Source organism: Pseudomonas sp. GWSMS-1, from assembly GCF_049847425.1.
Classification (GTDB): Bacteria; Pseudomonadota; Gammaproteobacteria; order Pseudomonadales; family Pseudomonadaceae; genus Aquipseudomonas.
This window is the reverse complement of sequence record NZ_JBMHHV010000003.1, coordinates 49,956-76,143: the sequence shown is the minus strand read 5'-3', so window position 1 is coordinate 76,143 and position 26,188 is coordinate 49,956. Positions and strand designations below refer to the sequence as shown.

The window sequence follows — 26,188 nt, the reverse complement described above, 5'->3', positions numbered from 1 at the left end:
AGCTGCAGGCCATGATCAGCCAGGTGGTGAGTTCGGTACAGAAAGTCAGCGACTCATCCGAGCACACTGCCGACATTGCCATCCGCACTAACCAGGGCGTGCAGAAACAAATGGCGGAAATCGAACTGGTCGCCACTGCCGTGCATGAAATGACCGCTACGGCCCAAGACGTGGCACGCAACGCGACTCATGCAGCTGAAGCGGCTAACCATGCAGACCGCGCCGCTAATCAAGGCAAGCAAACGGTACAGGACACCGCTGACTCGATTGCTGCACTGGCCCAGGAAATCGGACGCGCGGTGACAGTGGTGCAAACGCTGGCCAAAGACAGCGAGAACATTAACGCTATCTTGGTGGCGATTCGCGGCATTGCCGAGCAAACCAACCTGCTCGCGCTCAACGCGGCCATCGAGGCCGCACGCGCTGGCGAACAGGGCCGAGGCTTTGCCGTAGTGGCCGACGAGGTGCGTAACCTGGCGCAAAAAACCCAGCAGGCCACTGAAGAAATTCAGACCATGATCCAGCAGCTGCAGCAAGGTACCCGCGACGTCGTCAAGGTCATGGAAGACAGCCAGAGCAAAACCGAAATCAGCGTGAAGCAGGCCAGCCAGGCAGCCGAAGCACTGCAGTCCATCACTCAGGCGGTTTCGGTGATCAACGACATGAATACGCAGATCGCCAGCGCGGCCGAGGAGCAAAGCGCAGTTGCCGAAGACATCAACCGTAACGTCACCAATATTGGCCAGGTGGCCAATGAAGTTGCAGGTGGCGCCGACGAGGCCAGCCAGGCCAGCGCAGAGCTAACCAAACTGGCCGAACAGCAACGTCGCTTAATCAACCAATTCAAGGTCTAACTGGGCAGGCAAAAAAGGGCGGACTGCCTCGCAGTTCGCCCTTTTTTATTGTTCATGCCTTGTAAGGAGCACCCGCCAACTAGGCAGGCGTCAGGCACTCCGGCGCATCCAGCTTGGGATCATTGACCAGGTTGGCCAGCACCCGCTCGCGCAGTGCCGGTTGCGGCCTTGCCAACAGGGCCTGTAACTCAGCATGCGATGTATCGGCCGACAACCACGCCGCTTGCCCGGCCTCATCGAGAATCAACGGCCGACGCTGATTGGCAGCCGCCTGGGTGACGACCGCAGCACTTAGGTAGACGAAACCCTCAACCGGATAAGCCTCCCACAAGGCCGCAAAGTACAGCGGCGTGCCCTCACCCGTCAGCCAATACGGGCGTTTGCGCGCCGTGCCTCGCCATTCGTAAAAGCCATTAGCCGGCAACAGACCACGGCGCAGACGAAACGCCTCACGAAACATCGGCTGTTCAGCCAGAGTTTCCGCGCGTGCCTGGGCGGGGGTCTTAGTGAGATCCGTCAACCAGGGTGGCGTCAGCCCCCAGCGCGCGCGCGCCAGTTGGCGCTCGCCGTCGACATTGCGCAGCAGCAAGACCTGACTGTGCGGCGAGATACTCCAGTGCGGTAACTGGTCAGCGGGAAAACCGGGAATCGCCGCAAATGCAGGCGTCCAACGGAACAGGGCATAACGTCCACACATGGGCAACTCGATAGCGTTTGAATAGAGAAAAAGCTGCACAACGACATTTGAAAACGTGCTTTACGGTCTCGCAAGCTAGAGCCCTGTAAGGCGCTGCTTTAGTAACAGCCGCAGCCTGGCCCGAAGGGGGAGCGTAGCGAATCAAGCGGGCTGGGCTCGCACACGCGTGTACGTTTGCACATGAGCATTACTCGCCCATTCGGGGTCGCAATGAAGCGCATTAGCCACAAGAGGCTTTGCAAGACGCCGCGGCCCGGTCTGCTTTAAACAACGCAGATCCGAAGCGCAGCAGACCATAACCGGCAATCAGCAGAGCAGCGTACCTTGGACATTATCCGGCTCATCGCCGGGCAGCGGCAGGGCGGCATTGTACGCGGCGATCAGCTGTTGTGCGCTGTGCGCTTGGTCATCTTCAACCATCACCCCGAGCAAGCCGCAGGCAGGCAACTCGCCCACTGCGCCCGCCAGGTGCTGCCCGGTGAGGTAGGCGTCGACGCCCTCACTGGCCAGCATGCCGAGCAGCAACTCAGCTTCCATCAGGTCTTGCGGCTCATAAATGCGTTGCATCAGTCATTCTCCCCGCGCACGTCGAGGCTCCAGTCCTCACCATCGGTCTGCAGCGAAAATACGATCGGCCGGCAGCACACCTGACAGTCTTCGATGTATTGCTGATCGCCAGCAGACAGGTCGAGTAAAGCCTCGACCTGCTCGCCACAATAAGGGCACTGGTAGTCCTGAGTTTCCAGCATCGCGGTCTCCTTGTGACTTGGGCGTATAATCGCCGGTCTATAGCTGGCCCTGCGGTCGCGCAACAGCCCATGCTGAGCGCGACGACCAGAGCAGTGAACATCTCTACAGCCAACCACGACAAGAGAACATGATGGGCGAATTCGATACCATCCGACCTTACGCTGACGCAGAAGTCCCTGCCGTACTTGCGCGCCTGCTGGCCGACGATGCGTTTCTCGGCATCCTCACTCAGTTCCGCTTCCCGCGCCTGGCTGGGCCTTTGGGCTGGTTGCTTAAACCACTTATAGCCTATCGCCTGCGTCTTGAGTTCCGTGACGTGAGTTCGGTGGCGCAATTGCAAACGCGCATTGCCAGTTATGTCGACCACACCATTGAGCAGGCGACCGATGGCGTGAGCTATTCCGGCATCGAGCACCTGCAAGCTGGCCAAGCCTATCTGTTCCTCGCCAACCACCGCGATATCGTGATGGACCCGGCGTTCGTCAACTATGCGGTATACCACGCAGGCCTGCCGACGCCACGCATCGCGATTGGCGACAACCTGCTGCAAAAGCCGTTTGTCAGCGACCTGATGCGCCTGAACAAGAGCTTTATCGTGCACCGCTCGATCACTGGCCGGCGCGAGAAGCTGGCGGCTTACCAGTTGCTCTCGGCCTATATCAATCACTCGATCCGCGTTGATGGCGAGTCTATCTGGATCGCCCAGGCTGAGGGGCGCGCCAAGGACGGTGATGACCGCACCGACTCGGCGATCCTCAAGATGTTTCATATGAGCCGTAAAACCGAGCCGTTTGCCGAGCTGATCAACAGCCTGCGCCTGACGCCGGTGTCGATCAGCTATGAATACGACCCTTGCGATCAGGCCAAGGCCCGCGAACTGTCAACCCGCGCCAGCAGTGGCAGTTACACCAAGGCCGCCGGCGAGGATGACCAAAGCATCGCGCTCGGCATTACCGGCTACAAAGGCCGCGTACATGTGCACTTCGGCGCGCCGGTGGAACAATGCCTAGAGGACAGCAAGGTTCTGGCGGCGGAGATGGATCGGCAGATTCTTACCGGCTACCGGCTGTTCCCCGTGCATTACCTGGCGTATGCCATGTGGGCGGATCGCGACCCTGCACTGGCTGTGCCCGACGCGGCCGAACTGTTCCCTGCCGCAGAACTCAGTGCGGCAAAAATCGAATGGCAACGCCGCCTGGCCAACTGCCCGAGCGAGCAGCAGCCCTACCTGATCCTGCAATACGCCAACCCGGTGCGTAACCAGTACCGAATCAAGGCCGGCTTGCCCCTTTAGCGCCCTTACCCGCAATAAAAAACGGCAGCCAATGGCTGCCGTTTTTGTCTAACCCGACCCTACAGCTGGATACTGAGCCAGGACAGCAGCAGCGCCAAGGCCAGGCAAGCATAACCAAATCGATAGAAGAAACGGTTGATCCGCCGGGTCGGCTCATCACAAGCATCGGCCTGCTGCGCCAGCGCGTTTAGCGCGTTACCGGCCAACAACCGCGCCTGCGCAAGCTGCTCACGCAGGCGGGTGGCCAACAGCAACCAGGCGCCGGCCAGGGCAAAAAACAGCGCCAACCCATTCAGCCACTGCCCGGGCTGCCCTTCGATCAGCCACCAGAGCGCTTGCAACGACATGTTAGACCTCAACTTCTTAATGGCATGCGAGCAGTGTCGCGCCTGACCATCAGCACACCCGATACAGCAACGGGCAGTCCAATTACGGGCGCGGAGTCTACCGAAGGATGCCGCTCTCGCGGCTCGATTCCGACGAATCGCAGTGACTGTGAGCGTACTGTCACATGCTTGATATAGGGTTTAACGCGCGCCGCAACGCCGCGCCCAAAAGGCTTTGCGCGAAGCACAGCCCCTTATTAGCCATGGAGAATCTCACCATGCTGCATGCCCAACCCCAAGACCGCGACTACCTGATCGACTCGCTGGACGACGTTGAAGCCGTCATCGACGGGCTGTCATTCAACGTGCAAGACGAGCACTGGCTGGTGTACTGCGCCCTCGGCGGCCATGAACATTACGCCCTGCCTGATATCGACACGCGCACGGGCATCAGCCTGCCAGCGCTTTACAGCGAAGCCGCCTAAAGCGTGGTCGTTCGCTGCAGGCGAGAAATCGCAAATAGAAAAAAGCCCGGAATAATCCGGGCTTTTTTATTACGCCAACACCGCTTACTGCGCGAGCACCTGACCAATGGTCGGGTCCTTAAACGCGCGGGTCAGGGCATCGCTCAACACATCGCTAACCAGCTTGGTGTTGGTGGCCTGATTAGGCGCCATGCCGAAACGTTGATTCAACGACGCGCCGTAGCGGCCACTGTAGCGACGGCTAGTGTTCTGCACGTCGACGCGGAAGGTCGCAGTCATGTCAGCCTCAGTCACGTACAAACCTTCTTTCGGCGACTGGTACTTCAGCTCGGCCAGGGTCAAGGTCAACTGAGGGGCGTTGTAGGCATTGGCGCTTGGGGTAAACCCTAGCAAACGTACGGCCGCTTCAGCCTGGGCCTGCAGCTTGGGCAGGATGTCCTGACCAGACACACTGATGGCGCTGGTTTCAGGGTAGAGACCACCGCGGGTGCCTAACACCGGCGAAGGACGCCCATCGGCCACCCGCACCACCACTGGCTGGCCCTGACCAACAGCCGTGATCGGGCTATTGAGTTTGGGTTGTGGACTGAGTTGTTGCGGGCTGTGGGCACAACCCACCATAGTAAGGCTGGCAACAGCCACCAGACCAAACAGCAGACGATGCAGCATGCTCAACTCTCCATAGAATAAGGGGCAGATGTGGCGCGCAGTATAACCAGCGCGATATGTGCCTGACAGCGCTGGTTGGGGTCGGTTAGCGCTGTACGTGCAGCTAATCCAACACGGCAACAGCCCCTCATCTGACGCACAGGGGTGTAACAGGTTCCCGTAATGCCTTTGTCATGCGCATCGGGCATAAGACTTTAGTCTTCCCTATCTGTGAGTGATCGCCATGTTTGCCCTGCGTAGCCTGCTCGCCCCAAAGCGTCCGATGCGCTCATTCGCCCTACTCGACGCGCAGGGCATTTGCACGGCGCTGCGCCAGTCAGCCCAAGCCCCGCAAGGCCCTGGCTGGGTTGAGGTGCAACAAAGTTGCTCCAGCTGGCTCAATCGGCCGTTGCCAGCCAGCGCCCGAACCTTACAAATCGTGCCATGTTTGCACGCCCGGCAAACGCTGGCGGCCTGACGGACAAAAGAAGAAAAGTCACACCAGGCGATCAATTTTCCTGCTTTGCCCTTATAATCGCGCCCCGAATATAAGGACGCCTCCTGTTCGGGCCTTGCCGTCACGCTGATGCACCACTCATCGGCCGCGCCCCAGAGAGTCGCCCACTTCACGCTGCCTTCTAGCTAGCGCTTTTCCCAACTGTGAAACGCCATGCAGCTTCTGCAAAGGTCGCTTTACGTCGGTGAAAAGCTGGCTCAGGCAAACGTGTTTTGAGGTTCACGACTCCAAAAGAGCGTGAAAAAAACGGTTTGGAAAACTTCACAAGAGTGTGGCGAAAATGAACGATCTCGCGGTTGGCATCTGCTCCCAGAAGCCTGCTTCCTTCAACCCTGAACGTCTCACCGACTGCTGATTGCCTGTTTGTCCTGGCTGATTAACGTCTATTGAGTGCTGGTTTGCGGAGAAGTGGTAATGGCGCAAAACGAATACGAAACAATGGATGTGGTGCTGGTTGGTGCCGGCATCATGAGTGCGACCCTGGCCGTACTGCTGAAAGAACTCGACCCAGCCATCAAGCTGGAAGTGCTCGATATGATGAGCACCGCGTCGAGTGAAAGCTCTTACCCGTGGAACAATGCGGGCACCGGCCATGCGGCCCTGTGCGAGCTGAACTACACGCCAGAAGCGGCTGATGGCTCGATCGACATCAAAAAATCGGTGTCCATCAATGCTCAGTTCGAGGAGTCCAAGCAGTTCTGGGCTTACCTGGTCGAGAAAGGTCGTTTTGGCTCGCCCAAATCGTTTATCAGCCCGGTTCCGCACTTAAGCTTCGTACGTGGCCAGAAAGGCATCGATTTCCTGAAGAAGCGCTTTACCGCGCTGACCGCTCACCACGCCTTCAGCGAAATGGAATACAGCGAAGACCGCGCCACCATGGCCGAATGGATGCCGCTGATGATGCCGGGCCGCGACCCGAACGAGCCAATCGCCGCCACCCGAGTGATGGCCGGCACCGACGTTAACTTCGGCGCATTAACCCTGCACCTGCTCGACCACCTCCGTCAGCAGAACGAAGCCAAGGTCACCTGTGGCCAAAAGGTTGTAGGCCTCAAGCGCAGCGGTCAAGGCTGGCGCGTCAGCGTCAAGAATCTGGAAAACGGCAGTACTCGGGAAATCCAAGCCAAGTTCGTCTTCCTTGGTGCCGGCGGCGCGGCGCTGCCGCTCTTGCAGATGTCTGGCATTCCTGAAGGTAAAGGCTTTGGCGGCTTCCCGGTCAGCGGCCAGTGGCTGCGCTGCGACAACCCGGAAATCGTCAAACAGCACCAGGCCAAGGTCTACAGCCAAGCGGCCGTCGGTTCACCACCGATGTCGGTCCCGCACCTGGATACCCGCGTAGTCGAAGGCAAGACCTCGCTGCTGTTCGGCCCTTACGCCGGTTTCACCACCAAGTTCCTCAAACGTGGTTCGTTCCTCGACCTACCGCTGTCGATCCGCTTCAACAACATCGGCCCCATGCTGGCCGTGGCGCGCGACAACTTCGACCTGACCCGCTACCTGATCAAGGAAGTACTGCAGTCCGAAGAGAAGCGCCTGGAAACTCTGCGCGGCTTCTACCCAGAAGCCAAAGCCGAAGACTGGCGCATTGAGATCGCGGGCCAACGCGTGCAGATCATCAAGAAGCATGCGAAAAACGGTGGCATCCTGCAGTTCGGCACCGAGCTGGTGGCCGCACAAGACGGTTCTCTGGCCGCCCTGCTGGGCGCATCGCCAGGTGCTTCGGTAACCGTCTCGATCATGCTTGACCTGATCCAGCGCTGCTTCGGCGAGCAGGTGAAGTCAGAGCAATGGCGCACCAAGCTGAACGAGATCTTCCCGGCCATGGCTGATGTTTTGGCCAGCGATGCCGAGCGCTACCGCGAAGTGCAGTCGCGCTCCGATGCCTTGCTGCAACTGGAGCAAAGCGTTAACGCCTAAACCGCTTAGGCAATAAAAAACCGCCTTTCGGGGCGGTTTTTTATGCATGCTCAGTCAGCGCAAAAGCATTCAGGCTGAGGTGGTCATCTGCCTGAAACTGAAATAATGGCGCAGCGCATCCACCATCTCAACATAGTCAGCGGGCGGCGCCACCAGCGCAAAACCCGAATCATAGTAGCCGGGAGTGACATCCTCACGGGACCATTGGCAAGTGGCCGAGAAGTCAATGTGATGCAGGGCATCATGACCTGGAATTTTCAAACACATATCAAAGCGCGCACCCACCAGCAGGGGAAGCTGGCTGATCAGCAGCAGACCGTCCAGAGAGACGTTACCGATATAGCCCATGGGCTTGTCGGTGATGCGATTGAACACCTTCAGGTAGTACGGCAGCTGATGACGTTCGATGCGGCGCTGAACATGCTTTGGCATAGTGGCAAATCGCTATAAACGGCCATTAAGTATGGCCCCACTACTGCGCTTAAACCAGTTTCAGGAACAGCGTTCGGATACGCGGCCTTGCAGTTGCTGACGGGCGGTATCAATTTGCTTGTCACTGTAATAACTGCGCTGGCCATCGGCCTCATCCCGATAGTAGCTACGCCCTTCAGGAATAGAGGCCAGGCGCTTACGCAGCTCGCGGCACTCCTGGGCACGCTTGGCCTGCTGCTCGGCTGCAACTGCGGAGGCCTGCGCCTGCTCTGCACGGCGGGCATCGTAAAACCGACTGGTACGTTCTTCCCGCTCACGGGTCAGTTGGTCACGCTCAACCACCTGTGGTTTCACTTCAACCTTTTCCGCCCCCGCGACTGCAGGGCGCTGGCCGAAGTGCACCTGACCATTGGCATCCGTCCAACGATAAATTTCCGCAGCGGCCAGCCCCGGTAACAACAACAGGCACAACAAAACACGCATGGATTCCCTCCCGAAAAGCCTCAGCTTACTGCCGCGATCAGCGCTCTGTCAGCGATGACGACCAGCGGTCAAGGCTTGACCGGGCTGACCTTAACCGCCATATCAACACCTTCATGCCCAAGCTGGCGCAGGGTATTCATACGCGCACGGGCACGGTAGGCATATTCGCTGGCTGGGTATTGATTGATGATGAACTGATAAGTCTGCATGGCATCGACAAACAGCGCCTGACGCTCCAGGCACTGGCCTCGCAGCAGAGAGATTTCGGGCTGCATATAACGCCGCGAACGGCTATTACGCTCGGCCTTGGACAACGACAAAATGGCCGCCTCGCACTCGCCGCGATCATAAGCCTCGTAGGCACTATTTAGGTGATGGTCGAACGAGTAGCGGTTGCAGCCGGCCAATCCCACTAGCAAAAAAACAATCAACAGTATGCGCATAAGCCTCTCCTCCGATGTGCAGTGTATCGACTGCTCAAAGAAATTCTGCAGCACCACACCCAGCAATAACTCATGCAGCATCACGTGGCCGCCAGAGGTAGTGCAGCGGAACAATGACTACAGGGTTGCGGCATAGTAGCCTCGTCTGCAGTTGCCACTCAGGAGTCTGTGCATGACCGTTCGCCGCACCAAAATCGTCGCCACCCTCGGCCCATCGAGCAACAGCCCCGAGGTTCTTGAACAACTGATCATCGCCGGCCTGGATGTTGCCCGCCTGAACTTCTCCCACGGCTCGCCAGACGAGCACAAAGCGCGCGCCAAGCTGGTGCGCGAACTGGCCGCAAAGCACGGCCGCCACGTGGCCCTGCTGGGCGACCTGCAAGGCCCGAAGATCCGCATCGCCAAATTCGCCAACAAGCGCATTGAGCTCAAGCTCGGTGACCGTTTCACCTTCTCCACCAGCCATCCGCTGACCGCCGGCACGCAAGACATCGTCGGCATCGACTACCCGGATCTAGTCAAGGATTGCGGCGTTGGCGACGAGCTGCTGCTCGACGACGGCCGTGTGGTGATGCGCGTCGTCAGCGCCACCAGCGACGCCCTGCACTGCGAAGTGATCATCGGCGGTCCGCTGTCCGACCACAAAGGCATTAACCGCCGTGGCGGCGGCCTGACTGCGCCGGCGCTGACCGAGAAAGACAAAGCCGACATCAAACTGGCAGCCGAGATGGAGCTGGATTACCTGGCTGTGTCCTTCCCGCGCGATGCCGACGATATGCACTACGCACGCAAGCTGCGTGATGAAGCCGGCGGCACCGCCTGGCTGGTGGCCAAGATCGAGCGCGCCGAAGCCGTAGCCGATGACGAAACCCTCGATGGCTTGATCCGCGCCAGTGACGCCGTAATGGTTGCCCGTGGCGACCTGGGCGTGGAAATCGGCGATGCCGAGCTGTGCGGTATCCAGAAGAAAATCATTCTGCACGCGCGCCGCCATAACAAGGCGGTGATCACGGCGACGCAGATGATGGAGTCGATGATCCAGAACCCGATGCCGACCCGTGCGGAAGTCTCCGACGTTGCCAACGCCGTGCTCGACTACACCGATGCAGTGATGCTCTCTGCGGAAAGCGCCGCCGGCGCCTACCCGCTGGAAGCGGTGCAAGCCATGGCGCGGATTTGCCTGGGCGCGGAAAAGCACCCGACCAGCAAGAAGTCCAGCCACCGTATCGGCACCGAGTTCGAGCGTTGCGACGAAAGCATCGCCCTAGCGGCCATGTACACGGCCAATCACTTCCCCGGTGTGAAAGCGATCATCGCCCTCACCGAAAGCGGCTACACGCCGCTGATCATGTCGCGCATCCGTTCTTCGGTGCCGATCTTCGCCTTCTCCCCGCACCGCGAAACCCAGGCCCGTGCGGCCATGTTCCGTGGCGTCTACACCGTGCCGTTCGACCCAGCTGCCTTGCAACCGGCCGAAGTCAGCCAGGCCGCAGTGGACGAGTTGCTAAAACGCGGCGTGGTACAGGCTGGTGACTGGGTGATCCTGACCAAGGGCGACAGCTACCACACCATCGGCGGCACCAACACCATGAAGCTTTTGCATGTCGGTGAAGCGCTCGTTTAACTGCTGCGCTGCAATGCAAAAGGCCGCTCGATTGAGCGGCCTTTTTTGTTTACCTCAAGGCATCAGGTGAACGTGCTGAAGTCCGGCGTGCGCCGCTGCATAAAAGCGGTCAGCGCCTCGATGGCTTCCGGCGAGCGCAGGCGTTGACCGAACAGCGCGCCCTCCTCCTCGATCACCCGGCGCAGTTGCTCGCGATCCGGCGCGCGCATCAGGCGTTTGCTATCCGCCACTGCAGCCGGTGCAAGTTGCTGAAAGCGCAGGGCCATTTCGCGGGCCTTGGCCAGGGTGGCGGCACCGCCGTCCAGCGCTTGATTGGCAATTCCCCAAGTCGCTGCCTGCTCACCGGTAAAGCTTTCCCCCAGCAGCAAGAGCTCAGCAGCGCGGGCATGGCCGAGCAAGCGCGGCAGGATCAGGCTGGAACCATACTCAGGGCACAGGCCCAGGTTGACGAAAGGCATCTTCAACCTGGCATCACGGCTGACATACACCAGGTCGCAGTGCAGCAGCATCGTCGTACCGATGCCCACCGCAGGGCCGTTGACTGCAGCCACCACCGGCTTGCTGAACTCGAATAGCGCCTGCATAAACAGGAACACTTCGCTGTTCAGCCCAGTCGGTGGCGCCTTGATAAAGTCGGCGACATCATTGCCGCTGGTAAAGCAGCTCTCGCCGCCAGTGATCAGCACGGCGCGCACGCTTTTATCTTGATCAGCCTGCACCAACACTTCGGCCATGCCGCTGTACATGGCGCGGGTCAGGGCATTCTTCTTATCGGGGCGGTGCATGCGCAGGGTCAGCAACCCTTGTTCACGCTCAACCAGTAGATGCTCACTCATCATCATTCCTCGAAACAGGCTACCCGCATGCCAGCAATAAAAGCCACTACCGTGCGTGGGGCAAAAAGACGTCAGCGAAAACCTGACTACGCGGCAAACCCGCCAGATACAGACGGCGCGCAAAGGTTTCGACACTGTCAGGGTGGCCGCAGAGTAAGGCGACGGTTTGCCGTGAAACAAGGCGCAGTTCGGCCAAAGCAGCCGGCAACTCGACCGCCACAAGCAGCTCGACCTGTACCTGAGAATGGCTGGTCGCCAATGCCCGCAAGGGCTCGGCCATGTAATGCGCAGAAGCATCATGGGCCACGTGAATAACCCTAATCGCCCCCTGATGCTCCTGGCGTAGCGCCTCGCGCAGCACCCCGTACAACGGTGCCAGCCCGGTACCCGCAGCCATCAGCCAGAGCGGCCGGGTTTGCCAATCAGGATCATAGTGCAGCGCTGCACCGCGCAACTCACCCAAACGGAGGTTGTCACCCGGCTGAAAAGCCCGCGCCTCTGAGGCAAATGCGCCACCCTGACGGCAATCGATATGAAACTCCAGCCAGGCATCCTCGCCCGGCACGCTGGCTAAGGAGTAGGGTCGGGCAATCCCGCTGGTAGTCCAGAGCTGCAGGTGCTGGCCGGCGCTGTAACGCACTGGCCGCGGTGGGGTCAGGCGTAGGCGCAGTACATCGCGGCTTAGCCAATCGCAGCTGTGAATGACCGCTGGGACCGCATCACGCAACGGATCGAACACCTCGACCTGCACGTCATCCACCACCCGACACTGGCACGCCAGCCGCCAGCCCTGCTCACGCCGCGCTTCGTCCAGGGCCTCAGGCTTGGCATCGAGCAACTCGCCACGCACACAACGCACCAGGCAGGCATGGCAGCTGCCAGCGCGGCAGCTATAGGGCACGGCGATGCCAGCAGCCAGCAGGCTGTCCAGCAGGTTACTGGCAGGGGCGACCTCAAGGCAGCGTTCAGCGGCCCGCAACTCAGGCATCCACATCCTCCCAGGTCGCCGCGCAACGGTTACGCCCATCACGCTTGGCCTGGTACAGCGCCTGATCGGCACGCTGCAGGGCTTCATCAAGGTCATCGTCAGCGGTCAGCAAGGTCATGCCAATGGATACACTCAGATTGGCCACCTGCACGCCCAGCGGCTCGGCGCGACTAAAAGCCTCGCGCAAGCGCTCGCAGCAGGCCGTGAACTGATCGGCTTCGGTATTGGGTAACAGCAAGACAAATTCCTCACCGCCATAACGTGCCACCACATCCCCATCGCGCAGGCAGGCGCGGGCGACGGCGGCAAACGTTTGCAGGACGCGATCACCCGCCGCGTGACCGTGCATATCATTAATGCGCTTGAAATGGTCGAGATCCAGCAATGCCAGGCCGTGCTGACGACCACCACACAGACTTTCTAGCTCACAACTGGCCAAGCGCAGGAAGTGCCGACGGTTGTACAGCCCGGTCAATTCGTCAGTCGCAGCCAAGTCTTCCAGCTGGCGCATCATACCGCGCAGCGTATCCTGATGGGCTTGCAGGGCAAAACGGCGCTGACGCATTCGCTTGCGCAAAGCCTGGGCATAGCTGGCAAACAGGCAAAGCCACACCAGCACCATAGCCAATACGCAGGCCTGCATCAGCGCCATACGTGGCGCACGCAACTGCAGGGTATAGGCCTCATACAGGTTCAACCCGGTAAAGCCCCAAAAGGCGACCAATGCGCAGCGGGCAAAGACCTTGGGCGGCAGCTGAAACACGCCGAACAGCAAAATCAGCAGGTAGATCACCAATAAGCTGCCGCGCCCCTCGCTGAACTGCGAAAGCAGCACTGTCAGCCACAGCAATGCCACCAGCACCTGAGGCTCAGTCAAGCTGGGATCGGCGAAGCGCAGATTGAGGCGGGACAGAAACAGCCCAAGAAAAACTAATTGGCTGAGCGCGGCCAAGGCGGCGATGCCTAAAACGGCTAACGGCGGCGCATCAAACAACCCAGCAAACACGCCAACGCCGCACAACAGCCCGGTCAAAGCGTAAGTTCCCACTGCCATACCGAAACGCTTTAGCAGTAGGCTTTGTAAGGTGCGCCGGGTACCTGTTTGACTGTTTGAGGTCATGGGCATTATGGGCTCCATCCCATACTGGCATCTAGCCGCCACTCTACCCCCGTGACCACAGGATGCCTAGTCAATTAATCGACGTCAGTAACCGATCAGCGACCATGATCTAAGCCTGCCGAGGTGTCCGCCCGGCGGCGTGCACGGTATACTTTCGCGCCTTTTTTATCTTGTCCTCTGGCCCTGATAAGCCTGCGCCGGGTATGCCCCTGCGCGCTTCGAAGTTCCTGCCCTACTCCTACCCATATAAAGGGAGCGCATAGCATGACCGTGATCAAGCAAGACGACCTGATTCAGAGCGTCGCCGACGCCCTGCAGTTTATTTCTTACTACCACCCCGTGGACTTTATCCAGGCCATGCACGAGGCCTACCTGCGCGAAGAGTCGCCCGCTGCGCGCGACTCCATGGCACAGATTCTGATCAACTCGCGTATGTGTGCCACCGGTCACCGGCCGATCTGCCAGGACACCGGCATCGTCACCGTATTTATCCGTGTGGGCATGGATGTGCGCTGGGATGGCGCGACCATGGGCGTTGACGACATGATCAACGAAGGCGTTCGCCGCGCTTACAACCTGCCGGAAAACGTCCTGCGCGCCTCGATTCTGGCCGACCCAGCGGGTGCACGAAAGAACACCAAGGACAACACCCCAGCAGTCATCCACTTCTCCATCGTCCCAGGCGATAAAGTTGAAGTGGACGTTGCCGCCAAAGGTGGTGGCTCCGAGAACAAATCGAAGATGGCCATGCTCAACCCGTCCGACTCGATCGTCGACTGGGTACTCAAGACCGTCCCGGAAATGGGCGCGGGCTGGTGCCCGCCTGGCATGCTCGGGATCGGCATCGGCGGCACCGCCGAGAAAGCCGCGGTAATGGCCAAGGAAGTGCTGATGGAGTCGATCGACATCCATGAGCTGAAAGCCCGCGGCCCGCAGAACAAGATCGAGGAAATGCGCCTCGAACTGTTCGAAAAAGTGAACCAGTTGGGCATCGGCGCCCAGGGCCTCGGCGGCCTGACCACCGTGCTCGACGTGAAGATCATGGATTACCCGACCCACGCTGCCAGCTTGCCGGTGTGTATGATCCCTAACTGCGCCGCCACCCGTCACGCGCACTTCGTGCTCGACGGCACTGGCCCAGCCGAGCTGGAAGCGCCGGACCTGTCCGCCTACCCAGAAATCGTCTGGGAAGCCGGCCCGAGCGCACGCCGCGTTGACCTCGACACCCTGACGCCGGAAGACGTGCAGAGCTGGAAGCCGGGCGAAACCGTGCTGCTCAACGGCAAAATGCTCACTGGCCGCGACGCTGCGCACAAGCGCATGGTCGATATGCTGAATAAAGGTGAAGCGCTGCCAGTCGATCTGAAAGGTCGCTTTATCTATTACGTCGGCCCAGTCGATCCGGTACGCGAAGAAGTTGTCGGTCCGGCCGGCCCGACCACCGCCACGCGGATGGATAAGTTCACCCGGCAGATCCTCGAAAGCACCGGCCTGCTGGGCATGATCGGTAAATCCGAGCGCGGCCCAATTGCCATCGAGGCAATCAAGGACAACAAAGCCGTGTACCTGATGGCCGTCGGCGGCGCCGCTTATCTGGTCGCCCAGGCGATCAAGAAGTCGCGCGTGGTGGCCTTTGCCGAACTGGGCATGGAAGCCATCTACGAGTTCGACGTGAAAGACATGCCGGTAACCGTGGCAGTCGACACCAAGGGCGAGTCGGTGCACATCACCGGTCCAGCGATCTGGAACAAGAAGATCCACGACAGCCTGGCAGTCGAAATCAAGTAAGCGTTGCAGCGTTAACACAAACCCGGCCTAGTGCCGGGTTTGTTGTTTTAGCGACGCCGCAGCGCCTGCGCCATGGACTGATCAACATGCGCACGCCATTCGCGGTCACGCCAATCGTCGTCATGCCACTCGCGCTCAAGGGCGCTTTGCTGAGTGGCCTGACATTGGCGAAAGCCATCGTCCCAGCCTTGGGCATACAGCGGCGCTGCCAGGTAGCGCGGCACATCCTTGCGGAAACCATCGAGTGCGCCAGCGGCTTGTCGGCCACTGCTGCAACCCGCTTCAAAACCATCAACAAAGGCCGGTGGGTAACCCTCGGCCTGCATCTGCTCGCGGGTATGTTGGCAACCGCACAGCAACACTGCCGCCACGCCAAGCGCGGCCATTCTTAACCAGGTCACAGCAGGCATGCTGATCATCCGCAGCTGCCTCAAGCGCCCTGGATAAGCGGACATAGCGGGCTTGGCAAAACAGCCTCTGCGCTCCACGCCATGCTGTAAGGCAGTGCCACTAAAGCGAGCGTAAATAGCAGTGCAGCAAAACCAAGACGACACAGGTAAACCATGCGTGCCATTAACTAGCCCTCCAGCGGTTTAAGTACAGGTTGTTCGGCGTGCTGAGGCAGCGGCGCGCGATAGAGCACCCAGCGATAACAGAGCAGGCAGATCGTCCAGTCGAAGAGCAAGGTCCACAGGTTGTGCGACAGGAAATGCGCGCCCTGCATCATTCGCCCCAACGAAAACAGCGCACCCAGCCCCAACGCGAATACCAACGCGACACGTGCACTTCGCGGGCGTTTGTCACGCAGGAGAAAAAACAGCGCCAGCAAGGAAAACCCCGATGAGGCATGGCCACCCGGCCAGCAACGCCCTGGACTTTCCGTTGCAGCGCGCTCACTCAGCAGCGGGGTAAAGGTCTCCGTGCCGCCAAACTCACTCAAGCTCCAAGGGCAATGCACGGCGGTGAGCGCCTTCAAGGGCGTAACCACACTGGTCGAGATCCCCAGCGCCAGGACCAAGAACCCCAGCGACCGACGCCACACCCTAAAACGGGTGGGTAACAGGCTGATGACAAAGCCAATAATGGCCAGCACACCAAACACGATAACCAGCTGCTTGGCCCGGTCGTGCAGGATGTCTTCCAACCAAAAGCTGTGTTTTCCAATAAAGCCCTGGCCCGGTTGGTAGAACAGGCGCTCGATGGCGAAATCCAGGCCGCTGGGGTCAAGCAGCAATAGCAAGGCCATCAGCAGCAGAGGTATGCCCAGGCCCAGCCGGAAATCAAAATAACGTGAGAACTCACTAGACCGATTGGCCCGCATAACGGTGCTCCAACCAAGGCACTGCGCGGCAGTGCCTGAAAGTTTTAGGGTTAACGCTTACTCAGTTGCTCGTCAGGCAACAGGGTCGGCCGCCAGGCAATCAGGTGTTCTTTAAAGGCGTGGCTGGCGCCCTGGTAATAGGCGATGTTGCGACGCTGCAACTCATCGGAGGCATCCACTGCAATCTCATGGCTCAGGCCGAGCGCATCATCATGGCGGCGCATGTTTTTACGCGGGCTTAGAATCGCCAGGCTGGAACCGTCGAACAGCCCCAGGTGCTGGTAGTTACCCAGCAGCGCACGCCCTGGCGCACGGTCATCGCGCAGCACATTGCGGCCGAAGAAGGTCGAGACATAGTCCATATTCAGCAACCCCAGCAGCGTGGGCGCCAGGTCGATCTGACTGGCTACGTCATTGAATTCGCGCGGCTGGATATGCGCTGGGGCATAGATGAACAGCGGAATGTGGTAATTGGCTACCGGCAGGTCTTCTTTGCCGGCACTGCCTGCCGTGTGGTCTGCGACAAAAATAAACACCGTCTGCTTGAACCAGGGTTTATCCCGCGCCTGGGCAAGGAATTGGCCGATGGCGTAGTCGGTGTACTTCACCGCCCCTTCGCGACCATCACCGGATGGGATGTCGATACGGCCTTCAGGGTAGGTATACGGCCGATGGTTGGAGGTGGTCATCAACTGCAGAAAGAAGGGTTTGCCGGCGGCATGATCCGCGTCGGCTACCTTGATCGTCTGCGTGTAGATGTCCTCATCGGACATGCCCCAGGCGTTCTGGAACACCATATCCGCCTCGGCCACGCTGCTCTGGTCAACGATGCGATAACCATTGCCGCCGAAGAAGGCATTCATATTGTCGAAATAGCCACGCCCACCATAGAGAAACACGCTGTCATAGCCCTGCGCGCTGAACTGCTGCCCGAGGCTGCCGAAGCCAGACTCACGGCCGATACGTTTGACGATGGAGCGCCCAGGCGTTGGCGGCATGGACAGGCTAATGGCCTCTAAACCACGGTCCGTACGCGTACCGGTGGCGTAGAAGTTACTGAAACTCAGGCTCTGCTGGCGCAATTGATCCAGGTTTGGCGTCAAGCCACGCGTGTCGCCAAAGCTGCCCAGGTACTTGGCACTCAGGCTTTCGATGGTCACCAGCACCACGTTCAGCCGCTCAGGCTTGCCCGGGTTGTCGATCACCCGGCGGATGTCTTGCGGGTCACTGCCGATAAAACGCGCATTCGGCTCACGCACCTCATTGCGCAGCAGACCGGCCACGTCAGCATCCGCCAGGGTGGCGTAGAACTGCAGGTAATCCAGCTCGTTATTACGAAACGCGGCAAAGAACTGGAATGGACCATTGCTCGCTAACTCGCGCTGGTAGGCGTTGCCATCCGTGCCCCGCGGGGCATCCTGACCAATCAGCAGACTACTCAAACCGGCCAGCGACAGCACCGCCAACACACTGAGCAGTGCCGGCAACGGCCGCAGGCGCGGTGCATCCAGAGCCGCCAGCACCGCTTTACGCAACAGCGCAGTGGTGGCAATGGCCACGATCGCCAGCATCGCCAGGAGTGGGTCAATCGGGTAGGACTCGAGGATGTTGTTGATCACCTCCTCGGAGTACACCAAGTAGTCCACGGCGATAAAGTTGAAGCGCACGCCGAACTCATCCCAGAACAGCCACTCCGCCACCGCGGTAAACAGCATGACAAACAGGCTGACCCCGACCACGCCGAGCAGCAACTGTTTATGCCAGCGCTGCTGCCACAGGCGCCGCGGGCACAGCAGCAGGTACACGGCAAGCGGCAGGCTGGCGTAGAGCAGGAAGCTCAGGTCATACACCACGCCAACCCCATACAGGCTGAACAACTGCAGCACACTGACATTGGCGTCGCTCAGATGGGTGGCCAGCAGCGCACTGCGGGTCAGAAAAAAAACCACCAACCATGCCGTCACGATGATCGACAGGTAACGAAGTTGCGCGAAGTGGAGCTGAGGCATCGTATGATCCTGCTTGGATGAACGTGCCGCAGTGTGCAACTGCATCTGTGAGGCGCTTGTCAAAACGATGTGAAAAAAACGTCAACGCGAAAGGAACACCCGCTCATGCGCATCCTGGTCATCGAAGATAACCGCGATATTCTGGCCAACATACTCGACTACCTGCAGCTCAAAGGCTTTAGCGTTGATTGCGCGCAAGATGGTTTGGGCGGCTTGCACCTGGCCAGCAGTGGCCACTATGACCTGATCGTGCTGGACATCATGCTGCCCGGCATTGACGGCTATCAGGTGTGCAAGCGCCTGCGTGAGGATGGTCATAATGAGGTGCCCATTCTGATGCTGACGGCCCGCGATGCACTGGATGATCGCCTGCAAGGACTGAATGCCGGCGCTGACGACTACCTGATCAAACCCTTCGCGTTGTCCGAACTGGTGGCGCGCATTGAGGCGATCCTGCGGCGCAGCCAGGGCAGCCGCAAACGCCAGCTGAAAGTCGCCGACCTGGTCTATGACCTCGACACGCTGCATGTCAGCCGTGCTGGGCAGCCACTCAAGCTCAACCCCATCGGCCTCAAATTATTGGCCGTACTGATGCAGAAGAGCCCGGCGGTGATCCGCCGCGAAGCGCTGGAAGAAGCGCTCTGGGGGGACGACAGTCCAGACAGCGACAGCTTACGCAGCCACATCCATCAACTGCGCCAAGTGCTGGATAAACCCTTCGCGACCCCGCTGCTGCATACCTTGCACGGCGTCGGCTATCGCCTGGCGGAGCATGCCAATGGCGTCTAAGCAACCGTTCGCCCAGCGCATCCTGATCGCCTTTGTGCTGATGACGACGCTGGTCAGCGGCCTGTTTTCGCTGAGTATCGTGGCGGTGGTGCATGTTCTTGAAGAACATCTGGTGTCCGAGGAACTCAGCCGCGAGTTGGATACCGTGCTGCATGAAGACCTCAAACATGGCAACCGCCCTCGCCTGGATTCCAGCACACGCTTTTTTGCCTCCAACCTCCCCGGCTACGCCATTCCCGAGCAATACGCCGGGCTGTCGGAGGGCTTCAATGAGGTATTTGACGGGGACAAAGCTTTTTACGTTTATGTGCAGGAAATCAACGGCAACACCTACCAGCTGGTGCAAGAGCAGCACGAATTCGAGGCCCGCGAGCAAGCCCTGTTCAATGTTGTACTCGCCGGCTTTCTGCTGACCGTCGTCGGCGCCTGGGCTTTGGGCCTGATCATGGCGCGCAGGGTCATGGCACCGGTCAGCCGCCTGGCGCAACAGGTTCGCCACCGCGACCAGTTGCACACCCTGGCCCCGCCGCTGGCACCGGACTACCCCGATGACGAAGTGGGCCAACTGGCCGCCGCCTTCGACAGCACCCTGGGGCAGGTACGCCAATCGCTGGAGCGTGAGCGCCTGTTCACCAGCGATGTCAGCCATGAATTGCGCACACCCTTGATGGTCATTGCCACCTCCTGCGAACTGCTTGCAGAAGCCGCCCTGTCACCCCGTGAACGCCAACAGCTTGAGCGCATCACCAGAGCCTGTGAGGAAATGCGCGAGCTGGTGCAGACCTTCTTGCAACTGGCCCGCAGCAAAGCCAATGAAAGCGCTTTTGTTGCAGACAGCAGCCTCGCCAGTATCGCGGCGGCACAAATAGAGCGCTGGGAGCCGATGTTCAATGACAAGGGGTTAGCCTTCCAGCATGCGCAAGAAGGCAACGATAACGGCCTCTACAACGCCACCTTCCTCAGTACGGTCATGGCTAACTTGTTGCGCAACGCCCTGCATTACACCGAACACGGCGTGGTTCGCCTGGTGCTGGAAGAAGGCGGCTTTCGTGTGGAGGACAGTGGTGCGGGCATTCCCCACGAGCAGCACGAGCAGATCTTCCAACCCTTCGTACGCGGCCCGCAGGCACGCGGTGAAGGGCTCGGGCTGGGGCTCTCGCTGGTAAAACGCATCTGCGCCAAGCAAGGCTGGAGTATCACTGTGCAGAGCCGTGCAGAGGGTGGCACCTGCTTCACCGTCAAATTCAACCCACCCGCTAACGAAATTTTCACATCCCCTTAACAGCCTGTTGATGCCCTGACACCTAATGTGGCGAGCGTTCCCCCTTACTGGACGCTCAGCCATGCTTGCCCTGCCTACCCCCAATCGCCTGTACCCCATGGGCGCGCTGCTGCGCCGTACACAACTGCAGAAACTGGAGCTGCCAACATGAACGGCAAACCCAATGCAGAGACGCACGACGCCCTCTCGCTCAAAGGCCGCACCGGGCTGCGGCGCATTCTCGACGCCGGCGGCTATTCGCTGATGGGCTTGCAAGCGGCCTACCGCGGCGAGGCGGCGTTCCGCCAGTTGCTGCTGCTCAATGTCGTGCTGCTTCCGCTGGCATGCCTGGTCGACGTCACACGCAGTGAGCGCCTGTTACTGATGCTTGTGCCGCTGCTGTCGCTGATCGTCGAGCTGCTCAACTCTGCTATCGAAGCCACCGTGGACCGTATCTCCCTGAGCCTCCACCCACTGTCCAAACAAGCCAAGGACATGGGCAGCGCGGCGCAGTTTATCGCCCTGCTGATGATTGGCCTGACCTGGGGCATGATCCTGCTCTGAGTTAAAAACTCGCGTTTCCCAGCAGCGGCGTATGATCGCCGCCGCGTTGCACATCAGCATCTCAGGCGTTCGAACCCGGCGTGCCTGGGGCCGTCAAACAGCCCCAGGCCGACCAATCCAACGGCCTGAACGACCGGGGCTGGGCAACCCTGCGCCCAGCGCCGAGTGAACTCTGCGCCCCCGTCGAGTGTCTGTCTGCTGTCGGCCCAGCGGGTGGCCTGTATGGCCATTTGCCCACCAGCAGAGGCGTTGCAGCACGCCACCTTGCTCATGCACCTATTTGCGCCCACGCGCCTGGCCGGCTTTATCACACCCGCTGCAGGGTTTCGTTTAATCGCCATGTGAAGATTGCCCCCATGTCCCTATCCCGCCATGCCCCCTCCAGCCTTTCCCCTCTGCACCACCTAGCCCTCGGTGCCTGCCTACTGGTCAGCGTTAGCGCGCACGCGCAAGACGATGCCAGCACCACGCGCTGGGTCAGTGACAGCCTGAATACCTATGTACGCAGCGGCCCAACTGACGGCTATCGCATCGTCGGCACGCTGACCTCCGGGCAGAAGGTCACATTGCTGCGCAGCGACGGTAATTACAGCCAGGTACGTGGCGAGAACGGCAGCGCGGTATGGATTCCCAGCCGCGACCTACAGGACGTGCCAGGCCAGGCAGAACGCCTGCCGCAACTGCAACAACAGGTCAGCGAGCTGAGCGCCGAGCTAGACGGCATCAACACCACCTGGGAAACCCGCGTACAGGGCATGCAGGAAACCCTGGACTCACGCAAAACCCTGATCGATGAGCTGCAAACCGCACGCTCTGCGCTTGATAGTGAACTGAGCCAGGCCAACTCGGAGTTACGCGAACTGCAGGCGCAACTCGGCGAAGAGAACCAGCAGGTGTTAATGCGCTACATGGCCTACGGTGGCGGTATCGCGGGAGCGGGTTTAATCGCCGGTCTGATCCTGCCGACGCTGCTGCGGGTAAAGCGCAAACGTAATGATCAGTGGGTCTAATGGGCTGAAATCCACTGGCGGTGGGTGAGCGCCTTCACCCACCTGCCTATCTGTGGCCCACGGGTATGATCGTTCACCGAATGCACGGCCCTCGGGGCCAAATCAAGCCACCACAACAGCGGTTTGCGGTCTAACGTACGTTTGGTACTGACAAGATCACCCGGGACGATTCACACTGCACGTCAAACAGCGCCTCAGCTGCCTGTAATCAGCCAGGCGTCTAATAAAAACCGGCACTCATAACCGGAACGTGAGGGAACAGCCTAAATGCTAGGGATGCGCTCAAATAACCCGCACAAGCGCAACGCTCGCCCCGAGTTTTGGCAGCTTTCCATGCGTTGCTGTCAGATAGCGGCCTGCGTCGATATCGCTTTTTTGTTTATTTTCATCCTGCTGGGCTCCCCCATTCTGGCCTGGGTAAACGTGCTCAGCGTGGCCATGTATGCCTACGCCTACCGTGCGTTCCAGCAACGCCGTAACCGCCTGGCGATTCTACTGATCCGCACCGAGGTCCTGGTACACGCAGGACTTGGGACCGTGCTGATTGGCTGGGAAAGTGGCTTTCACTACTTCTTGCTCATGTTCATCCCAGCCTTATTCGTGACCATGCGTGCGCGCAGCGCCTGGCTCCTGGCGGCGGGCCTGTGGGCCTACTACGTAGGGCTGGATGTGCTGATGTGGTACATCGAACCGCTGCAGCCCATCTCATCTAGCGCCTTGCTGGGTGTGCATGTTTTCAATTTGACTGTGGTGTTCTTGATGTTCAGCTATCTGGCGCTGTTCTATGTGAGCACCGTAACCCGCGCCCACAAGAGCCTGGCGCGGATGGCCACAACGGACTCGTTGACCGGCCTGTTCAACCGCCGGCACATGATTGCGCTGACCGAAAAGGAACTGGCGCGACACCATCGCCGTCCCAGCAACCTCACCTTATTGCTGATGGATATTGATCACTTCAAACAGATCAATGATCAATACGGCCACGATATGGGTGACCGAGTGCTCGCGGCGGTAAGCGACTCACTCAAAGGCTCTATGCGTGAACAGGACTTTATTGGCCGTTGGGGCGGCGAAGAGTTTCTTGCGGTATTGCCCGAAACCGACTTTGAACAGGCGGCTGTCAGCGCAGAGCGCATACGCAAGGCAATCGAAGGACTGGTCATAGACTGTGACGGCACTACAGTCCAGGTGACGCTGTCCATTGGCATCAGCCAGTATCGGGCTGAAGAGCCACTCAGCAGCGCCATTGCACGAGCGGATTACGCGCTCTACGCCGGCAAGTCCGCGGGACGCAACAGAGTAGAAGTAGCGACGTGTTGATCGGCTGTATACGGTTGTCGCCCTAGGTGAAGACAACCGCAGCCCAAGGCTGATCGACTCAGTTGCAAGCCCCCGCCTACCTGCAAGCGCTATTGCTGGCCCAGAGTCACAAGCAGCGGCTCTTACTCATCGCGCGTCAGCACTTCCAGCAGCTCAATTTCGAAGATCAGATTGGAATTCGGTTTGATATGCGCGCCGAACTCACGCTCGCCATAAGCCAGATGCGCGGGCACGTACAACTTGCGCTTACCGCCGACCTTCATGCCCATCATGCCGATGTCCCAGCCCTTGATCACACGACCGCTGCCAATCACGCACTGGAAAGCCTTGCCGCGGTCATAGGATGAGTCGAACTTGCGGCCATCTTCCAAATAGCCATCGTATTGCGTGGTGATCAGTGCACCTTTGACCACTTCCTTACCGTCACCCAGCTGAATATCTTCGATCACTAATTCGTTATTCATCGCGCTCTCTCTTGTCCACACATGGCAGGTCTAAAACATAACAGCAGACTCACCCTTACCAGACCGCCGCCGGGCCTGATCGGTCACGCATACCTCAACTCCAGCATAGCCAAAGCCCGCGCCTGACTAAACCACCAGGCTAAACGACAGCTGCTCAAGCACACACGCCGCTCGTGCTAAAGTCGCGCCCTGCACAACCACGGCCCAAGGCGACAAGTAGCGATTATGCAAATCCCGGCATTTACTGGCGAACTGGAAGACTGGAGTACCCTGAACAGCAGCATCGGTTGCCCCGAGTTGTTGATTGGCAACGGCGCGAGTCTCGCGGTATGGCGCAAATTCGCCTACTTTTCGCTGTTTGACGAAGCCCAGACCACCCGTAACCGCCCGCTCAGCCCAACCGAGCTGAGCGTGTTCCGCGCGCTTGATACCAGCAACTTCGAGCAGGTGCTCAGTGCCCTGAAGAACAGCATTCGGGTCAATGCCGCGCTGACCATCAACTCGTCGTCGCCGCGCCACCGCTATTTCGCCATCAAGGAAGCGCTGATCCACGCCGTACGCTCGGTGCACATTCCCTGGAGCCAAATGCAGGCATCCAGCCTGACGCGGATCAACAGCGCCCTCAGCCAGTATCAGACGGTCTATTCCGGCAATTACGACCTGCTCAACTACTGGGCAGTGATGCAGAACCAGGACGCGTTTGAAGAGATGTTCCGTGGCCCCGACTCGACCTTTGACCTCGGCAATAACGCCCGCCAGAGCAGCGCCACACGCATGCTCTACCTGCACGGCGGCATGCACCTGGTGAAGAACATCGACGGCAGCACGCGCATTCTCAATTCATCGGAAAGCACCTTGCTGGCCAGTTTCGCCATCAACCAGTTGGGCGATATCCCGCTGTTCGTCAACGAAGGCAGCAGCGCCGACAAGCTCAAAGCCATTCGCAGTTCCGACTACCTGTCGTTCTGCTACAGCCAGCTATCGCAGCCCAAAGAAACGCTGTGCATTTTCGGCCATAACCTCGCGGCGCAGGATCAGCACCTGGTTCAGGCCTTGCTGCAAGCGGGGCTGAAAACCCTGGCTATATCGATCTACCCGCACAACCCACTGTTTATCCAGCAACAGAAACAGCACTACGCCAACCTGTTCGTGGGGCAAGACGTGGCGTTGCATTTCTTCGATGCGCTGAGCCACCCGCTGGGGCATCCCGAGCTGCGCGTGGCAATCACCCCAGCGCAGTAAATCCGCTACTGACTGATCGAGCGCACCACACTCAACTCGGCCGGCGCACGCCGCTGGCTGAGGTAACGGGTGCAGCTAACGCGCAGGAACGAGGCGAAATTCACCACTTCGCCGCGGTAGTCCATAACCTCGTCATACAGCTTGGTAATCAGCTGATTGGTGGTCATGCCATCGACTTCGGCGATCTCGCGCAGGATGTCCCAGAACTGGTTTTCCAGGCGCAGGGTGGTAACCACACCACGAATGCGCAGCGAACGGGCGCGGGACTCATAGAGAATTGGGTCGGCTTTAACGTAAAGCTCGCACATGGCAGCTTCCCTCGTTGGATGCTGGGGCCACGCAGGCCCCAGATGTGGCTTAGCGTTTATAGCGTGATCTGGGTACCCAGCACTTTCAGGAACGCAGCTAACCAGTTTGGGTGCGCCGGCCAAGCCGGAGCGGTAACCAGATTGCCCTGTACATGGGCCTGGTCCACGGCGATATCGATATATTGCCCGCCCGCCAGTTTCACCTCTGGCGCACAGGCCGGATAAGCACTGCATTCGCGGCCTTTCAATACACCGGCGGCGGCCAGCAACTGCGCACCGTGGCAAACCGCAGCAATTGGCTTACCGGCCTTATCGAACGCCTGCACCAGCGCCAGCACCTGCTCATTCAAACGCAAGTACTCCGGCGCACGACCACCTGGGATTACCAGGGCGTCATAGGCGTCGGCCTTGACCTGGGCAAAGTCGAAATTCAGGGCAAAGTTATGCCCCGGCTTTTCGCTGTAAGTCTGCTCGCCTTCAAAGTCGTGGATGGCGGTGCGCACGCTCTGCCCGGCGGTCTTGTCTGGGCACACAGCATGCACCTGATGACCGACCATCAGCAGCGCCTGAAACGGCACCATCACTTCGTAGTCTTCGACGTAGTCGCCGACCAGCATGAGAATCTTTTTCGCGGCCATGTGCTTGCTCCCTTTATTGATTGAGAAGCACAGAGTGTTGTCCCGATCTGCCCGACGTGG

The 26,188-nt window shown here is 59.5% G+C and carries 30 protein-coding genes; 13 read left to right on the top strand and 17 right to left on the bottom strand.

Features of this window, described 5'->3' with window-relative positions:
* Positions 1-11: 11 nt before the first annotated feature.
* Positions 12-854 (top strand): methyl-accepting chemotaxis protein, encoded by an 843-nt coding sequence (locus tag ACEPAJ_RS01235; protein ID WP_425913537.1) that lies wholly within the window; start codon positions 12-14, stop codon positions 852-854.
* A gap of 79 nt (positions 855-933) precedes the next feature.
* On the opposite strand, the gene ACEPAJ_RS01230 is transcribed toward ACEPAJ_RS01235, so the two are convergent.
* From ACEPAJ_RS01230 to ACEPAJ_RS01220, 3 genes are all read right to left on the bottom strand, one after another.
* Positions 934-1,551, bottom strand: coding sequence for an SOS response-associated peptidase (locus ACEPAJ_RS01230; RefSeq protein WP_425913053.1), 618 nt, complete (start codon positions 1,549-1,551; stop codon positions 934-936).
* Between the two features lie 306 nt (positions 1,552-1,857).
* The gene (locus tag ACEPAJ_RS01225) at positions 1,858-2,118 is read right to left on the bottom strand and encodes a putative signal transducing protein (RefSeq protein ID WP_425913051.1); all 261 of its coding nucleotides are present in this window, start codon (positions 2,116-2,118) and stop codon (positions 1,858-1,860) included.
* Positions 2,118-2,300 (bottom strand): CPXCG motif-containing cysteine-rich protein, encoded by a 183-nt coding sequence (locus ACEPAJ_RS01220; RefSeq protein WP_425913050.1) that lies wholly within the window; start codon positions 2,298-2,300, stop codon positions 2,118-2,120. Before ACEPAJ_RS01220 ends, ACEPAJ_RS01225 begins: the two co-directional genes overlap by 1 nt.
* A 128-nt stretch (positions 2,301-2,428) precedes the next feature.
* Between ACEPAJ_RS01220 and ACEPAJ_RS01215 the strand changes: the two genes are divergently transcribed.
* A complete protein-coding gene (locus ACEPAJ_RS01215; RefSeq protein ID WP_425913049.1) occupies positions 2,429-3,595 on the top strand; it encodes a 1-acyl-sn-glycerol-3-phosphate acyltransferase in 1,167 nt (388 codons plus the stop codon).
* A 59-nt stretch (positions 3,596-3,654) separates the two neighbouring features.
* On the opposite strand, the gene ACEPAJ_RS01210 is transcribed toward ACEPAJ_RS01215, so the two are convergent.
* Positions 3,655-3,942, bottom strand: a complete 288-nt coding sequence (locus ACEPAJ_RS01210) for a hypothetical protein (RefSeq protein WP_425913048.1) — start codon at positions 3,940-3,942, stop codon at positions 3,655-3,657.
* A 257-nt stretch (positions 3,943-4,199) separates the two neighbouring features.
* Between ACEPAJ_RS01210 and ACEPAJ_RS01205 the strand changes: the two genes are divergently transcribed.
* On the top strand, positions 4,200-4,406 hold the full coding sequence (locus ACEPAJ_RS01205; RefSeq protein WP_322949182.1) for a hypothetical protein: 207 nt from the start codon (positions 4,200-4,202) through the stop codon (positions 4,404-4,406).
* Between the two features lie 84 nt (positions 4,407-4,490).
* Here the strand turns inward: ACEPAJ_RS01205 and ACEPAJ_RS01200 are convergent, their stop codons facing one another.
* Complete coding sequence (locus tag ACEPAJ_RS01200; RefSeq protein ID WP_425913047.1) at positions 4,491-5,075, bottom strand: YajG family lipoprotein; 585 nt, start codon at positions 5,073-5,075, stop codon at positions 4,491-4,493.
* 223 nt (positions 5,076-5,298) lie between these two features.
* Between ACEPAJ_RS01200 and ACEPAJ_RS01195 the strand changes: the two genes are divergently transcribed.
* Both ACEPAJ_RS01195 and mqo read left to right on the top strand, forming a co-directional pair.
* Positions 5,299-5,532: a hypothetical protein gene (locus ACEPAJ_RS01195; protein WP_425913046.1), complete on the top strand. Its 234-nt coding sequence runs from the start codon at positions 5,299-5,301 to the stop codon at positions 5,530-5,532.
* A gap of 453 nt (positions 5,533-5,985) precedes the next feature.
* A complete protein-coding gene (gene mqo / locus ACEPAJ_RS01190; RefSeq protein ID WP_425913045.1) occupies positions 5,986-7,488 on the top strand; it encodes a malate dehydrogenase (quinone) in 1,503 nt (500 codons plus the stop codon).
* A gap of 69 nt (positions 7,489-7,557) precedes the next feature.
* Here the strand turns inward: mqo and ACEPAJ_RS01185 are convergent, their stop codons facing one another.
* The 3 genes from ACEPAJ_RS01185 to ACEPAJ_RS01175 form a co-directional block, all read right to left on the bottom strand.
* A complete protein-coding gene (locus tag ACEPAJ_RS01185; protein ID WP_425913044.1) occupies positions 7,558-7,920 on the bottom strand; it encodes a PilZ domain-containing protein in 363 nt (120 codons plus the stop codon).
* A 60-nt stretch (positions 7,921-7,980) separates the two neighbouring features.
* Positions 7,981-8,403, bottom strand: a complete 423-nt coding sequence (locus ACEPAJ_RS01180) for a DUF4124 domain-containing protein (RefSeq protein WP_425913042.1) — start codon at positions 8,401-8,403, stop codon at positions 7,981-7,983.
* Between the two features lie 68 nt (positions 8,404-8,471).
* A complete protein-coding gene (locus ACEPAJ_RS01175; RefSeq protein ID WP_425913041.1) occupies positions 8,472-8,846 on the bottom strand; it encodes a tetratricopeptide repeat protein in 375 nt (124 codons plus the stop codon).
* Positions 8,847-9,018: 172 nt separating this feature from the next.
* Here ACEPAJ_RS01175 and pyk point away from each other — a divergent pair, with 172 nt between their 5' ends.
* On the top strand, positions 9,019-10,470 hold the full coding sequence (gene pyk, locus ACEPAJ_RS01170; protein WP_339526129.1) for a pyruvate kinase: 1,452 nt from the start codon (positions 9,019-9,021) through the stop codon (positions 10,468-10,470).
* Positions 10,471-10,532: 62 nt separating this feature from the next.
* Here pyk and ACEPAJ_RS01165 read toward each other — a convergent pair whose 3' ends face one another.
* From ACEPAJ_RS01165 to ACEPAJ_RS01155, 3 genes are read right to left on the bottom strand one after another with little or no spacing between them, the layout of a single operon-like run.
* Positions 10,533-11,306 (bottom strand): enoyl-CoA hydratase, encoded by a 774-nt coding sequence (locus ACEPAJ_RS01165; RefSeq protein ID WP_425913039.1) that lies wholly within the window; start codon positions 11,304-11,306, stop codon positions 10,533-10,535.
* Between the two features lie 46 nt (positions 11,307-11,352).
* The gene (locus ACEPAJ_RS01160; protein ID WP_425913037.1) at positions 11,353-12,294 is read right to left on the bottom strand and encodes an iron-sulfur-binding ferredoxin reductase; all 942 of its coding nucleotides are present in this window, start codon (positions 12,292-12,294) and stop codon (positions 11,353-11,355) included.
* Positions 12,287-13,414 carry a diguanylate cyclase gene (locus ACEPAJ_RS01155; protein ID WP_425913535.1) on the bottom strand — a complete coding sequence of 376 codons (1,128 nt, stop codon included), beginning with the start codon at positions 13,412-13,414 and terminating at the stop codon, positions 12,287-12,289. The genes ACEPAJ_RS01160 and ACEPAJ_RS01155 overlap by 8 nt, the downstream gene beginning before the upstream one ends.
* Positions 13,415-13,678: 264 nt before the next feature.
* Between ACEPAJ_RS01155 and ACEPAJ_RS01150 the strand changes: the two genes are divergently transcribed.
* The gene (locus ACEPAJ_RS01150; protein WP_425913036.1) at positions 13,679-15,202 is read left to right on the top strand and encodes a fumarate hydratase; all 1,524 of its coding nucleotides are present in this window, start codon (positions 13,679-13,681) and stop codon (positions 15,200-15,202) included.
* Positions 15,203-15,249: 47 nt separating this feature from the next.
* Here the strand turns inward: ACEPAJ_RS01150 and ACEPAJ_RS01145 are convergent, their stop codons facing one another.
* The 3 genes from ACEPAJ_RS01145 to ACEPAJ_RS01135 form a co-directional block, all read right to left on the bottom strand.
* Complete coding sequence (locus tag ACEPAJ_RS01145) at positions 15,250-15,612, bottom strand: hypothetical protein (protein ID WP_425913035.1); 363 nt, start codon at positions 15,610-15,612, stop codon at positions 15,250-15,252.
* A gap of 167 nt (positions 15,613-15,779) precedes the next feature.
* Positions 15,780-16,523, bottom strand: coding sequence for a phosphatase PAP2 family protein (locus tag ACEPAJ_RS01140; RefSeq protein WP_425913033.1), 744 nt, complete (start codon positions 16,521-16,523; stop codon positions 15,780-15,782).
* Between the two features lie 50 nt (positions 16,524-16,573).
* On the bottom strand, positions 16,574-18,532 hold the full coding sequence (locus tag ACEPAJ_RS01135) for an LTA synthase family protein (protein ID WP_425913031.1): 1,959 nt from the start codon (positions 18,530-18,532) through the stop codon (positions 16,574-16,576).
* A gap of 105 nt (positions 18,533-18,637) precedes the next feature.
* On the opposite strand from ACEPAJ_RS01135, the gene ACEPAJ_RS01130 reads away from it, so the two are divergent.
* From ACEPAJ_RS01130 to ACEPAJ_RS01110, 5 genes are all read left to right on the top strand, one after another.
* Complete coding sequence (locus ACEPAJ_RS01130; RefSeq protein ID WP_425913029.1) at positions 18,638-19,321, top strand: response regulator transcription factor; 684 nt, start codon at positions 18,638-18,640, stop codon at positions 19,319-19,321.
* Positions 19,311-20,603, top strand: coding sequence for a sensor histidine kinase (locus ACEPAJ_RS01125; protein WP_425913028.1), 1,293 nt, complete (start codon positions 19,311-19,313; stop codon positions 20,601-20,603). The genes ACEPAJ_RS01130 and ACEPAJ_RS01125 overlap by 11 nt, the downstream gene beginning before the upstream one ends.
* Positions 20,604-20,750: 147 nt before the next feature.
* The gene (locus tag ACEPAJ_RS01120) at positions 20,751-21,146 is read left to right on the top strand and encodes a diacylglycerol kinase (RefSeq protein ID WP_425913026.1); all 396 of its coding nucleotides are present in this window, start codon (positions 20,751-20,753) and stop codon (positions 21,144-21,146) included.
* Positions 21,147-21,502: 356 nt separating this feature from the next.
* Positions 21,503-22,156, top strand: a complete 654-nt coding sequence (locus tag ACEPAJ_RS01115; protein ID WP_425913024.1) for a TIGR04211 family SH3 domain-containing protein — start codon at positions 21,503-21,505, stop codon at positions 22,154-22,156.
* Positions 22,157-22,423: 267 nt separating this feature from the next.
* Positions 22,424-23,476 (top strand): GGDEF domain-containing protein, encoded by a 1,053-nt coding sequence (locus ACEPAJ_RS01110; RefSeq protein ID WP_425913022.1) that lies wholly within the window; start codon positions 22,424-22,426, stop codon positions 23,474-23,476.
* A 122-nt stretch (positions 23,477-23,598) separates the two neighbouring features.
* On the opposite strand, the gene ACEPAJ_RS01105 is transcribed toward ACEPAJ_RS01110, so the two are convergent.
* Positions 23,599-23,940, bottom strand: a complete 342-nt coding sequence (locus ACEPAJ_RS01105; RefSeq protein WP_322949199.1) for an FKBP-type peptidyl-prolyl cis-trans isomerase — start codon at positions 23,938-23,940, stop codon at positions 23,599-23,601.
* A gap of 225 nt (positions 23,941-24,165) precedes the next feature.
* On the opposite strand from ACEPAJ_RS01105, the gene ACEPAJ_RS01100 reads away from it, so the two are divergent.
* Positions 24,166-25,182, top strand: a complete 1,017-nt coding sequence (locus ACEPAJ_RS01100; protein WP_425913019.1) for a DUF4917 family protein — start codon at positions 24,166-24,168, stop codon at positions 25,180-25,182.
* Between the two features lie 5 nt (positions 25,183-25,187).
* Here ACEPAJ_RS01100 and ACEPAJ_RS01095 read toward each other — a convergent pair whose 3' ends face one another.
* The gene (locus tag ACEPAJ_RS01095; RefSeq protein WP_425913018.1) at positions 25,188-25,490 is read right to left on the bottom strand and encodes a ribbon-helix-helix domain-containing protein; all 303 of its coding nucleotides are present in this window, start codon (positions 25,488-25,490) and stop codon (positions 25,188-25,190) included.
* A gap of 56 nt (positions 25,491-25,546) precedes the next feature.
* Positions 25,547-26,128: a DJ-1/PfpI family protein gene (locus ACEPAJ_RS01090; RefSeq protein ID WP_425913017.1), complete on the bottom strand. Its 582-nt coding sequence runs from the start codon at positions 26,126-26,128 to the stop codon at positions 25,547-25,549.
* Between the last annotated feature and the right edge of the window lie 60 nt (positions 26,129-26,188).

What these genes read in the sequence shown, in the direction of transcription:
- ACEPAJ_RS01095 (WP_425913018.1), bottom strand. Translation starts at nt 25,490, where the DNA reads ATGTGCGAGCTTTACGTTAAAGCCGACCCAATTCTCTATGAGTCCCGC.
- ACEPAJ_RS01225 (WP_425913051.1), bottom strand. Translation starts at nt 2,118, where the DNA reads ATGCAACGCATTTATGAGCCGCAAGACCTGATGGAAGCTGAGTTGCTG.
- ACEPAJ_RS01185 (WP_425913044.1), bottom strand. Translation starts at nt 7,920, where the DNA reads ATGCCAAAGCATGTTCAGCGCCGCATCGAACGTCATCAGCTGCCGTAC.
- ACEPAJ_RS01165 (WP_425913039.1), bottom strand. Translation starts at nt 11,306, where the DNA reads ATGAGTGAGCATCTACTGGTTGAGCGTGAACAAGGGTTGCTGACCCTG.
- ACEPAJ_RS01120 (WP_425913026.1), top strand. Translation starts at nt 20,751, where the DNA reads ATGAACGGCAAACCCAATGCAGAGACGCACGACGCCCTCTCGCTCAAA.
- ACEPAJ_RS01230 (WP_425913053.1), bottom strand. Translation starts at nt 1,551, where the DNA reads ATGTGTGGACGTTATGCCCTGTTCCGTTGGACGCCTGCATTTGCGGCG.
- ACEPAJ_RS01140 (WP_425913033.1), bottom strand. Translation starts at nt 16,523, where the DNA reads ATGCGGGCCAATCGGTCTAGTGAGTTCTCACGTTATTTTGATTTCCGG.
- ACEPAJ_RS01135 (WP_425913031.1), bottom strand. Translation starts at nt 18,532, where the DNA reads ATGCCTCAGCTCCACTTCGCGCAACTTCGTTACCTGTCGATCATCGTG.
- ACEPAJ_RS01090 (WP_425913017.1), bottom strand. Translation starts at nt 26,128, where the DNA reads ATGGCCGCGAAAAAGATTCTCATGCTGGTCGGCGACTACGTCGAAGAC.
- ACEPAJ_RS01200 (WP_425913047.1), bottom strand. Translation starts at nt 5,075, where the DNA reads ATGCTGCATCGTCTGCTGTTTGGTCTGGTGGCTGTTGCCAGCCTTACT.
- ACEPAJ_RS01145 (WP_425913035.1), bottom strand. Translation starts at nt 15,612, where the DNA reads ATGCCTGCTGTGACCTGGTTAAGAATGGCCGCGCTTGGCGTGGCGGCA.
- ACEPAJ_RS01105 (WP_322949199.1), bottom strand. Translation starts at nt 23,940, where the DNA reads ATGAATAACGAATTAGTGATCGAAGATATTCAGCTGGGTGACGGTAAG.
- ACEPAJ_RS01195 (WP_425913046.1), top strand. Translation starts at nt 5,299, where the DNA reads ATGTTTGCCCTGCGTAGCCTGCTCGCCCCAAAGCGTCCGATGCGCTCA.
- ACEPAJ_RS01220 (WP_425913050.1), bottom strand. Translation starts at nt 2,300, where the DNA reads ATGCTGGAAACTCAGGACTACCAGTGCCCTTATTGTGGCGAGCAGGTC.
- ACEPAJ_RS01100 (WP_425913019.1), top strand. Translation starts at nt 24,166, where the DNA reads ATGCAAATCCCGGCATTTACTGGCGAACTGGAAGACTGGAGTACCCTG.
- mqo (WP_425913045.1), top strand. Translation starts at nt 5,986, where the DNA reads ATGGCGCAAAACGAATACGAAACAATGGATGTGGTGCTGGTTGGTGCC.
- ACEPAJ_RS01205 (WP_322949182.1), top strand. Translation starts at nt 4,200, where the DNA reads ATGCTGCATGCCCAACCCCAAGACCGCGACTACCTGATCGACTCGCTG.
- ACEPAJ_RS01215 (WP_425913049.1), top strand. Translation starts at nt 2,429, where the DNA reads ATGATGGGCGAATTCGATACCATCCGACCTTACGCTGACGCAGAAGTC.
- ACEPAJ_RS01150 (WP_425913036.1), top strand. Translation starts at nt 13,679, where the DNA reads ATGACCGTGATCAAGCAAGACGACCTGATTCAGAGCGTCGCCGACGCC.
- ACEPAJ_RS01155 (WP_425913535.1), bottom strand. Translation starts at nt 13,414, where the DNA reads ATGACCTCAAACAGTCAAACAGGTACCCGGCGCACCTTACAAAGCCTA.
- ACEPAJ_RS01115 (WP_425913024.1), top strand. Translation starts at nt 21,503, where the DNA reads ATGTCCCTATCCCGCCATGCCCCCTCCAGCCTTTCCCCTCTGCACCAC.
- ACEPAJ_RS01180 (WP_425913042.1), bottom strand. Translation starts at nt 8,403, where the DNA reads ATGCGTGTTTTGTTGTGCCTGTTGTTGTTACCGGGGCTGGCCGCTGCG.
- ACEPAJ_RS01130 (WP_425913029.1), top strand. Translation starts at nt 18,638, where the DNA reads ATGCGCATCCTGGTCATCGAAGATAACCGCGATATTCTGGCCAACATA.
- ACEPAJ_RS01125 (WP_425913028.1), top strand. Translation starts at nt 19,311, where the DNA reads ATGGCGTCTAAGCAACCGTTCGCCCAGCGCATCCTGATCGCCTTTGTG.
- ACEPAJ_RS01160 (WP_425913037.1), bottom strand. Translation starts at nt 12,294, where the DNA reads ATGCCTGAGTTGCGGGCCGCTGAACGCTGCCTTGAGGTCGCCCCTGCC.
- ACEPAJ_RS01110 (WP_425913022.1), top strand. Translation starts at nt 22,424, where the DNA reads ATGCTAGGGATGCGCTCAAATAACCCGCACAAGCGCAACGCTCGCCCC.
- ACEPAJ_RS01235 (WP_425913537.1), top strand. Translation starts at nt 12, where the DNA reads ATGATCAGCCAGGTGGTGAGTTCGGTACAGAAAGTCAGCGACTCATCC.
- pyk (WP_339526129.1), top strand. Translation starts at nt 9,019, where the DNA reads ATGACCGTTCGCCGCACCAAAATCGTCGCCACCCTCGGCCCATCGAGC.
- ACEPAJ_RS01175 (WP_425913041.1), bottom strand. Translation starts at nt 8,846, where the DNA reads ATGCGCATACTGTTGATTGTTTTTTTGCTAGTGGGATTGGCCGGCTGC.
- ACEPAJ_RS01210 (WP_425913048.1), bottom strand. Translation starts at nt 3,942, where the DNA reads ATGTCGTTGCAAGCGCTCTGGTGGCTGATCGAAGGGCAGCCCGGGCAG.